The organism is Nostoc sp. ChiQUE01b (assembly GCF_034531255.1).
Lineage (GTDB): Bacteria > Cyanobacteriota > Cyanobacteriia > Cyanobacteriales > Nostocaceae > Nostoc.
On sequence record NZ_JAVRBM010000072.1, the window covers coordinates 36,348 to 45,550 of the forward strand.

Sequence of the window (9,203 nt, forward strand, 5' to 3'; positions counted from 1 at the left end):
CTCACCCAAATAACTCTTGGTGCTGATAAGCAAATCGAGAAACATCTAGACTAGCCACAGGTTTAGCATAAATAGCCTGATTGCGAATTGCCTGTATCTGTTCTGACTCTCTTTCCATAGCTGGTGTGAATTCTTGTCGCTGTTTCAGCAAATCCTCAAACTCAATTTCCCCAGGTCTGCCTTGATAAAAAGCCTCCTCAGCACAACGACGGACTGCATTACCAATTTCTGCCGGACTGCAAATGCGATATTCAGCCAACAGTCTACGCCATTGATCATCGCTCCAAGGTGAGTTATTGTCTCGAAACGCTGGAAAATACTTAGCTAGATGTAGATTGAAAACTTCATATCTTGCCCCTTCATGGGGTAAATCCACAAAAAAGATATCATCAAAACGGCGAACTAATTCCGCAGGTAGCATTGACAAGCGATTGACAGTAGCAATGGTATAAACTGGCTCTTGATGCTCTTGCATCCAAGTTAGTAAAGCCGCAGATAGCCGCCGTGCCACACCTCCATCTGCATTGGAGTCCCAACCGGCAAAGCCTTTATCAAAGTCATCCCAATAAAGTACACAGGGAGCAAGGGAAGTGACCAAAGCAATAAACTCCTTTAATGCTCTGTCGGGATGACGATCGCCCAGTAGTACACCCCAATTAGCTGCTAACAGTGGCAATCCCATTTTCTTAGCTGCTAACTTGGCAGAGAGACTTTTACCAGTACCCGGTGGCCCCCATAAGAGCATCCCAGTGGGAAACTTCAATCCATATTGCTTTGCTTTAGGTTGAAGTAGACAGGTAATAGTTTCCAACCTTTTCTCCAACAAATCTAATCCCCCGGCTGAAGGTACATCCGGTTGAGCAATATATTCTAAACCCCGACCCCGCAGTTTGCTAACTTTATGCTCTAGCACTAATTGGGCGATTTCCTCAAGCTGCTCTGCAAAACCTAGACATTGCTGTAGTAGCATATTGATCTCGCCTATGGGTAAACCCTGACAGGCACGAAAGAGCAATTGCAGTGCTGATGTTTTTTCTGTTGTCTTTAACCAAGAATGGTGATGAGGTATGGTGGGGCGTAAGCGATCTGCGCTTCTCTGCGAGACGCTACGCGAACGCAGCAGCGCTTCGCTATCGCACTCTGCACAGTTTTGAAGGTGATAATGGCTATGCTCAACCCAGGTATCACAAAACTGCTGCACAACCACCTGCACCTGCTGTTGGTCTGGTAGTGGATTTGACAGTACAGGAATAAAAGGCTGTAATTCTAGAGATAGTTGAACGTAAGTTTCCAATAACACCCAGTAATGATGTTGCTGACTCCAGAGAGCTTGATGACAGGCATTGAGTAATTGATAGCTACATTTTTGACTTATTTTGCTAGCATCACCCTCATTTAGCATTCCCTCCAGTAAATAAATACCTGGTTGATATTCCTCCAAAAGATACTGAATAATGTCCCCATCTTTACCCCTGTCAGTTGACTGTAAGATGTACTGACTTTGATGCTGAATTAATTGCTGTAGTCCACAGTAACCAGGATTCCAGACAAAGACTGACAAATTACGCTCTTCACCCCAATAATAAAACTGCTGTAATATCTGCATTCTGTCAGGCGTATGATACTCCACAGCCACAATTGGAGTATTTTGGTCAGCCAGAGCAGGCCAGTCTGTTATCAATTTCATAAACTTGACTTCAACAACTTACTTTCCCCTTTTAGAGCAAATTTCTTACTGATGCTTTAGCCACGCGGATAATTATCACTAACGGGTTGGCTATATTTTTTACGTCAGAAACCCCACGGCTTACACAGCGTGAGGATTTTGATGAAAAAGAGCGATCGCCTCTAGCACAGCGTCAATTTCAGAAACTACTCCGCCAAAATTCCGGATCATCTAAAAAAATAGGTTTGAAATTGAAATGAAATGGATGTGAAAGCCGCGATTGCGGCAAGGAGGTGAAAAATTTACTTCATTAAAGGAAGCTGTAAAATGGCTATCGCTAAAGCTAGAACCAATAACAATCGCAACGCAGCTAATGCTAAAACATCTGCCAAAACCAATGGCACATCCGCTACAACTAAATCAAAGGTAGCGAATGCTTCACCACAAGAAGAGGCATTAGCATTGTTGAAGGAATTGCGGAACCTAATCTTCAAGGAATACGGCGTTAAATTACAACTACGCGATTCCCGTGTTTCCACAAAAATCGGTCATGCAGCCCGTGAAAAACTCGGACTTGATATTGCAGCCCAAGTCAAAAAGAAAGGTGGTAACAAAAAGTTTGATTGGCAAAAATGGAATACCAAATTATTTACTAAATTGTTTGGACAACCAGATGCACTCAAATATGCACCAGAAGTAGTGGCAATTTTCATGAGTATGCTGTACGACACTATCAGCACTGACCCAGAGCAAGCAATAGCAGATTTAGTGGAATTCAACCGCGCATCTCTGGAACGTCGTAATTCTTTCCAAGAACAAGAAGAGGAAGAACTTGACGATTTAGATGACGAACTGGACGAAGACCTGGATGAAGATGAGGAAGATATCGAAGATGAACTAGACGAAGATTTAGACGAAGATGACGAATTAGATGAAGAAGATGAAGACGAGTAAATAATTCTGATTTATTCTCAGTAATTGACAGAATAATAACCCAAAATAACCATGTATTGCCTCAAACAATACAGGTTATTTTTTTGCAGAATAAGGAATTGAAAATGGAGCGAATTGCATCTTTCGATGCTGTTTCTATGAGAAAAATACTAAATATCAAGGAGTAATTCTCATGGTTAACGCTAACGTTCGCAAAACTGCTAAAGCATCACGTAAAATTGAAAGGCATATTCCTGCTTTAGAACGAGTAATGACTTATCAGGAAAAAGTACACCTGATGGTAATTGAAGTATTGCGGGAAGAATCAGGAAGAGAATTAGCAGCAGCAACCAGATTTAACGGACAAGAGTTTGATTGGGACAAACACAATTCCCAATTCCGTAAGGACTATGTAAATACACCATTAAAAGAACTGGTGAATTATGCCCGCAAACTTTACGGCTTGAATAATCTTGATGAAATTCGAGATAGACGTGCTTCTCATAAAGCTGCTCGGTCTAGACGCATGGACGGACTCAATGGTTTAAGTAGCAACTCTGATGACTTGATAAATGACGATTTTGAACAAGATGAAGATGACGAAGATGTAGAAATTGACGATTAATTACAATGCCCTGAATTATCTAATTCGGGGCATTCTATTTCCCGCCCACCCGCAGACAACAAACAGAATTGAATGCAGCGATTGCTGCTGAATTGAAGAGATTTAAAAGTGAACTCTAACTCAGAAGGCATCTGTCGATGCTGTCTAGGTGAGATGTAGCAATTCGTTAATCAAAGGATAATCAAATGACTCAAATGAATCGTAATCAGGAACAAACAAAAGCGTTGGATCAAGTAATAGGATATCAGGATAAAGTGCGATTAATGGTACTGGAAGTTTTACGTGAGGAATCAGGCAGAGAACTTGCTGCTCAAGCACGTTTTAATCAGCAAGAATTTGATTGGAACGAACATAACATTCAGTTTCGGCAGGATTATAGCGAAACTCCCATCAATGAACTACTAGCATACGCCAAACGTCTGTATGGACTGAAAGATTTGGATGCAGTACGGGAGCGGCGCAAAGCTCATAAACAACAACGTACAGCTAGATGGGCTGAAGCTTCATAATTATCTGCTGGCTCTCACAGTAGCCCCACATTTTAGTGGGGTAACTTTTTTGCCCACCCACCCTCAACCGTAAAAGCTTTATTTTACCGAAGATGCAGCTTCGCATCCCACCCCACCAAATGTTGTAATTGTCCGACTGGAAAGTTTACTAGTCATTAACTCATTAATCTGCTGGTTTGAAAGTTGAGTTGGCTTGACTTCGACTGTGGGTGCAGTTCCTCCCCTGTTGACTTGAATAATGGAATTAGCCCAATAAAACTGCTGTTGAGAAGGTTGGGAATAAACAGGATAACAGCCTTTCGAGGCGATCGCTAATTTATGCTCTACGCTAGAAACTGATGGCAGAGAAATACCAGCACGAACTAATTTTGCCTCTCCTATTGGGCCCCACAAACGTAATTGTTGATTGACACAACGTTTTCCATCCTTGAGAGGGGCAATAATGTTGCCACAAACTTTAACATTTACATCATACATCGGCGGATAATCAGGCACAGTTTGAGCTTGAGCTTGAGTCGTATTCTTCTCATCCTTGCCACTGACATTTACAGTAGTAGGGGTACAAGCTGTAACTATACCTCCTATTACCAGCAGCCAAAGCCACTTAACTTTGCAGGTAAACATCGGCTGAATCCTCTTCTACGATTGACAAATTGACAACTAATTTTTTAACTTAAACTCGTCCATTTTGAAACCTGGAGTTTTTAAGGAGAGTATATTATCCGCTCGTGGCTTGAGTTCTGAACTTTACCCTGATTCCAAAAAACTATGGTTTTCAGGGTAGACGCGGTTTAGATACAAACTGGCGCTGATTACTTGGTGATGTCCATAACGTGCAGAACCCGGATGAGGCTTTTCTGCTACTTGCTCCAATTTCCAGTGTTACCCCCAAACGCTTAACATCCTTAGCACAAACAAGTTGACCGTTTTGATCGCGACTCAGCAAATCTTGATTCCATTGCATTAGGTTGTGAGCAAACTTACCTTCATTACTGGTTGCCCATTCCAAAGCATTGGCTTGGGCTTGTGTGAGTTGGCGTGGCCCAGCAGGATCTAGATGACTGGATTGATACCAAGACATTCCACCTACACTTACTAGTCCACCCACTCCAGCTGCAATTAATAGCAGTATTCCCGCAGCAATTAAAGAGGGAACTGAATGAATAGCACGCTCAAATTCAGTACGCCTAATTAATCCTGTTACAGCCTGAGCGATCGCTTTTTGCTGACCTTTTACTGCTGCCTTTTCATATGTCTGGAGATGGTCATAAAGCTGCGTTTGCCACAGGTCAAACATTGCTTCCATTTCTTTGGGATTGTCTTCCAATAGGACTTGTAGCCTGCCGGTAGCAATCATCATCAGAAATGCTGGGTCATCAGGATCAAGTCCAGTTTGGACTACTATTTCCCAAACCCTAGCTTTAAATGAATCATCTTTACCTCGAATGGCTAAATCTAGTAAAGTTGGGTAAGGAATTTGGCTCAGTCCTTTGCCTCTAGCAGCTACTGAATCCAAAAATTCATCGTCTAAATCGAGTTCTTCAGTGTGAGAATTACTCATATCTGTATTTGCTTTTAGCTAATTAGCGCCCTCGTACCCTACGCTCATTTGGTAATTTGATTTGATGGTGGGAGATGTCATCGAAACAGTGCTGAGGAGCCAGTGCGTTGCGGAGGTTCCCTCCGTTGAAGCAACTGGCGTTGCTGAGTAACGAGTCCTGAGTAAATAAGTAAAATTAATTGCACGGGCTAAACGCCCCGCTACGGATAACAGCACTCCTGAATTAAATTACTTCTTGGTAGCAACCTTGCCGTTGACATTAGCATCATCAACTTTTTCTATTGGGGAAGTAATTGAAGCTGCCGGAAGGTTCCAGATTTTAGCTTTCTCAATTTCCTCAGAAGCTTTTTTGAGAAAATTGTGTAATCGCTGCTTACCCAATACACCTAACTCTCCATAATCTCTAGCCGCAGAAAAATTTATCTGATTGGCATCAAGGATATCCCGCTCTCGATAGCTGAACTTGGGAAAATTGATAACAGCTACTTTATAAGCTTTAATTAAATCCTGCAAATTCTTACGTCCATCTACGTGTTTCCAGTCATCGCATAAACCACAATTGCGTACAAATATATGTTTAATCTTGTTTTCAAAGCGTTCGAGAGATTGAATAAATAATTGAACACTGTCATATCCACCACTACAAACAAACCACTTATATATTTTGACCTTATTTTTCCCAGTAAGTTCTAGGATTTGATTACGCTCAATCCAATCAGTTACTGCTGGGTATACTTGAGCAGGTAAATTGACAATGACAGAAGTTGTTAGTGCTAAATTAAAAATTTCATCAGCATCGTAAGCTTTACGCTCTGATTCGCTAAAAACTGCTGTTTTATGATTATCTGGGTAAAATGCGCCCACATCTGGATTACTTTGGTCTGCTTCTACCAATTCATAAGAGAGTTTATTGTCAATGCAGTATTGCACCATAACCCGTGCAAACAAAGACTTGCCAACTCCACCTTTTTCACCATCCATGAAGTGAATTGCTGCCATTTTAAATCTCCTTTGTGATTTGACTAAATGTGCATTAATAAATACTTAAATATTCTCAAACATATCGTCTGTTTCATCATAGAAAGACCCCTCACCAGGAATGAAGGAATCAGAATCTATTTTGTGTTTTGGCTGGTTCTCACTATTACTACTGCCATTGCCTTTAGTTTTACCTTTAGCGCTAGCATTACTATGATTTTCATCATCAATACCACCGCTATTACCAATTTCTAGACCGAACATAGTAGCAAGCGTTTGAGGATTGGTCATAGTGCTGAGAGGTACAGGCAAAACATCACTTGATTTATGTGGTAATCCTAGTCCCATTCGCAAATAAGCCAAATGTTGCTCCAGGGCATGACAACAAATTAACCCTACCTGACGCACCTCTTTATCACTAATTTCTACATCCGCATTTGCTTGAGCTTGATATGCTAAAGGCAACCAACACATTCGTAATGCCTGTAACACCATCTCTTTGCTAGTACTGACTCCATTTCCTTTTTGCAAATATATAATTAGCTTTGCATCAACAGTATTTGAGTAAGCACGAAGCCGAAGAGTCAAATTTTTATATTGTCTTTGTCTGTCAGTATCAGTTCGTTCAGGCAATTTGCGACTACCGCTACTATTGGGCTGTCTATTATTGTCATTATTTTTGGGTTGTTTTTGATTGAGTCGATGGGGGATATTATTCCCCGCACCTCTCAGTTAAATCTGGGCGTGCGACTTTCATCGCACCCAGCTTCCGATGTTCTTAGCTTGCGCTTTTGCTCATGTGCTTGTAATCGTGGCAACTCTCATGAATTGCTTCTAGGTTATTCTTTTTCCAGTTGGCGTGATTTCCGTCGATGTGGTGCAAGTTAATGCGCTCATCATCAATGAATTTTAAGCCGCAGGAAGCACATCTATGGTTTTGCTTTTTGAGAGCTTTAGAGGTTTCGCCATCATAGAGTTTACTGTTACGTTCGCTCCAGTAGGCTGTATTTCCGTCATAGGGGGACTTAATTCCTTTGACAGAAATGTGTTTGTTTTCGGAGTAGGAAACTGCTGGGAATGCTTTGTCTAGTAATTTCTTGCTAGAGTGGCGGTTTTGCTTGGTTTCCTTGTTGAATACCGTGTAAGCTCTTCTTTCAATGAAGTATAACGAGTTTCTTGACCCGTCCATCTTGCAGAACTTATGGTAATTTCTCCAGCCTCTAACTACCGGGGCTAATTTCTCAGCCTTTGTGGTAGCACCATAATTCGAGTTGTTAACGATGTGTTTTACTTTCTTACGGAGTGCTTTGAAATTGTCCACTGAGGGAGTACATCTAAACTTTCCGTTTTTCTGGATTTTAAAGTGCCAACCGAGGAAATCAAACCCATCTGTCGCAGTGGTAACTTTGGTTTTCTTTTGGCTTACATTCATTCCGCGTTTGCGGAGGAACTCGCTGATTCTTTCAAGTATCTCTGTCGCATCATCTTCAGGTCGGAGTATAATAACCATGTCATCCGCGTATCGGATTGATGGCTCAACAATTCTATTTTCTGGGGTGTTGTTTGTGATCCTTTTACCGAATTTGTATTCGGCGTGGTATCTGTGTATACTCTCAATCCCGTTGAGTGCAATATTTGCTAGTAAAGGACTGACCACTCCTCCTTGGGGTGTTCCCTGTTCCGGGAACTCTGGGTTGACTCCAGCCTTAAGGCATCGGAAGATACCGAGTTTTAAGCCTTTGGGGGCGATGAGTTCGTCCATTATTGCTGAGTGGTTAATCCTGTCGAAGCACTTCTCGATATCGAGTTCTATAACTCTTTTATCTATTCCGTTACTTTGTGAGCGTAGGTTGTCAAAGATGTATTTTTGTGCGTCATGGGCAGAGCGCCCAGTTCTGAATCCGTAGCTCCTAGCATGGAAAGTGGCTTCATGTGCTGGTTCGAGTGCGAATTTTACTAGGCATTGCCAAGTCCTGTCCGCGATGGTGGGTATTTTAAGCATTCTAGTAGTTCCGTCCTTTTTGGGGATTGGAATTTCCCGTAATCCTTGATGTTTCCAATTTCCACTTTTTATTTTTAGTAATTCTTCAAGGTTGAAGCGTTCTTCAAATGAAAGGGATTTCTTTCCATCGATACCAGCCGTCTTTTTACCAGCATTTAGCTGAGATACTTGTCTTATTGCAAGAAATCGAGCCGAGGTGGATTTTAGAATGAGCTTTTGGAGTAACCTAGCTTTCCGCTTGTCTCCAACTTGAACCGCTTTGTACACGCGCTTTTGAAGGCGGAAAAGATTTCGGCGGAATTTCTTCCACGGTAGTGCTTTCCAAGATTCACTAGTTTTGTAACTGTGTCTAATCATTTTCTCTTCTAGAGTTTGTGTATTCTGAACACCTCTGACCAATTACGGTCTGTCCTACCCGAATTGTGGGGGTTCCTCCTCTCGTCTGGGCTACTTGGGGTTCGACTGCCCCTAGACCCACAATTCGTTTTTATTCGTTCCCTCGGAGAGATTGATAGTTCCGTTAGATGTAGCCAATTCGACTGCTGGATTCCCTAGACTCTTACCGTTTTTCAAATAAGGACGGCGGGAATTAATTCCAGTGAGGTCAGGGATTTTTGTGTTGCGCCCTGTCTAGACTTAAGTCGCTTTTTTAGGCTCTGTTTCATCATAGGAACTCCCTGTTAGCGCCAGTGTCAACCCGCAACGGTCGTCTGATTGCGCCCTGTTCCCAGCTTCACCCTCCAGAAACCGAGTCTGGTCAGTGTGGGCAGATAAGGAGTCAATTCTGAGTCTGAATGACAGGACTTGCACCTGCATCAATCCGAGAGTTCAGCCTTTAGTGTCAGTAATCTGCTGACGGGCTGGATTAGTTATGTAGTCGGGTAAGGTTAGAGCGTCACCGCTCTCCCCTCCCCTAAGAACCGTGCATG

General features: G+C 42.2%; 9 protein-coding genes. 3 read left to right on the forward strand and 6 right to left on the reverse strand.

The window, feature by feature from the left end:
- Position 1 precedes the first annotated feature (1 nt).
- Positions 2–1,687 (reverse strand): ATP-binding protein, encoded by a 1,686-nt coding sequence (locus RMY63_RS31935; RefSeq protein ID WP_322732545.1) that lies wholly within the window; start codon positions 1,685–1,687, stop codon positions 2–4.
- 306 nt (positions 1,688–1,993) lie between these two features.
- Here RMY63_RS31935 and RMY63_RS31940 point away from each other — a divergent pair, with 306 nt between their 5' ends.
- From RMY63_RS31940 to RMY63_RS31950, 3 genes are all read left to right on the forward strand, one after another.
- Positions 1,994–2,620 (forward strand): primosomal protein, encoded by a 627-nt coding sequence (locus RMY63_RS31940; protein WP_094353317.1) that lies wholly within the window; start codon positions 1,994–1,996, stop codon positions 2,618–2,620.
- 172 nt (positions 2,621–2,792) lie between these two features.
- Positions 2,793–3,224 (forward strand): hypothetical protein, encoded by a 432-nt coding sequence (locus RMY63_RS31945; RefSeq protein ID WP_322732546.1) that lies wholly within the window; start codon positions 2,793–2,795, stop codon positions 3,222–3,224.
- A gap of 185 nt (positions 3,225–3,409) precedes the next feature.
- Entirely contained in the window at positions 3,410–3,733 is a 324-nt protein-coding gene (locus RMY63_RS31950; protein ID WP_322732547.1) for a hypothetical protein, read from the forward strand.
- A 78-nt stretch (positions 3,734–3,811) separates the two neighbouring features.
- On the opposite strand, the gene RMY63_RS31955 is transcribed toward RMY63_RS31950, so the two are convergent.
- The 5 genes from RMY63_RS31955 to RMY63_RS31975 all read right to left on the reverse strand — a co-directional run bounded on the left by RMY63_RS31955 (position 3,812) and on the right by RMY63_RS31975 (position 8,631).
- Positions 3,812–4,357 carry a hypothetical protein gene (locus RMY63_RS31955; protein WP_322732548.1) on the reverse strand — a complete coding sequence of 182 codons (546 nt, stop codon included), beginning with the start codon at positions 4,355–4,357 and terminating at the stop codon, positions 3,812–3,814.
- Positions 4,358–4,508: 151 nt separating this feature from the next.
- The gene (locus RMY63_RS31960; protein WP_322732549.1) at positions 4,509–5,294 is read right to left on the reverse strand and encodes a DUF6753 family protein; all 786 of its coding nucleotides are present in this window, start codon (positions 5,292–5,294) and stop codon (positions 4,509–4,511) included.
- 228 nt (positions 5,295–5,522) lie between these two features.
- Positions 5,523–6,293, reverse strand: coding sequence for a mobilization protein (locus tag RMY63_RS31965; RefSeq protein ID WP_322732550.1), 771 nt, complete (start codon positions 6,291–6,293; stop codon positions 5,523–5,525).
- A gap of 45 nt (positions 6,294–6,338) precedes the next feature.
- Positions 6,339–6,905: a hypothetical protein gene (locus RMY63_RS31970; protein WP_322732551.1), complete on the reverse strand. Its 567-nt coding sequence runs from the start codon at positions 6,903–6,905 to the stop codon at positions 6,339–6,341.
- Positions 6,906–7,050: 145 nt separating this feature from the next.
- Positions 7,051–8,631, reverse strand: coding sequence for a group II intron reverse transcriptase/maturase (locus tag RMY63_RS31975; protein WP_322732552.1), 1,581 nt, complete (start codon positions 8,629–8,631; stop codon positions 7,051–7,053).
- Positions 8,632–9,203: the final 572 nt, after the last annotated feature.

Bases quoted from the DNA above. Each gene is read 5' to 3' on its own strand.
- RMY63_RS31935 (WP_322732545.1), bottom strand. From the start codon at position 1,687: ATGAAATTGATAACAGACTGGCCTGCTCTGGCTGACCAAAATACTCCA.
- RMY63_RS31940 (WP_094353317.1), top strand. From the start codon at position 1,994: ATGGCTATCGCTAAAGCTAGAACCAATAACAATCGCAACGCAGCTAAT.
- RMY63_RS31945 (WP_322732546.1), top strand. From the start codon at position 2,793: ATGGTTAACGCTAACGTTCGCAAAACTGCTAAAGCATCACGTAAAATT.
- RMY63_RS31950 (WP_322732547.1), top strand. From the start codon at position 3,410: ATGACTCAAATGAATCGTAATCAGGAACAAACAAAAGCGTTGGATCAA.
- RMY63_RS31955 (WP_322732548.1), bottom strand. From the start codon at position 4,357: ATGTTTACCTGCAAAGTTAAGTGGCTTTGGCTGCTGGTAATAGGAGGT.
- RMY63_RS31960 (WP_322732549.1), bottom strand. From the start codon at position 5,294: ATGAGTAATTCTCACACTGAAGAACTCGATTTAGACGATGAATTTTTG.
- RMY63_RS31965 (WP_322732550.1), bottom strand. From the start codon at position 6,293: ATGGCAGCAATTCACTTCATGGATGGTGAAAAAGGTGGAGTTGGCAAG.
- RMY63_RS31975 (WP_322732552.1), bottom strand. From the start codon at position 8,631: ATGATTAGACACAGTTACAAAACTAGTGAATCTTGGAAAGCACTACCG.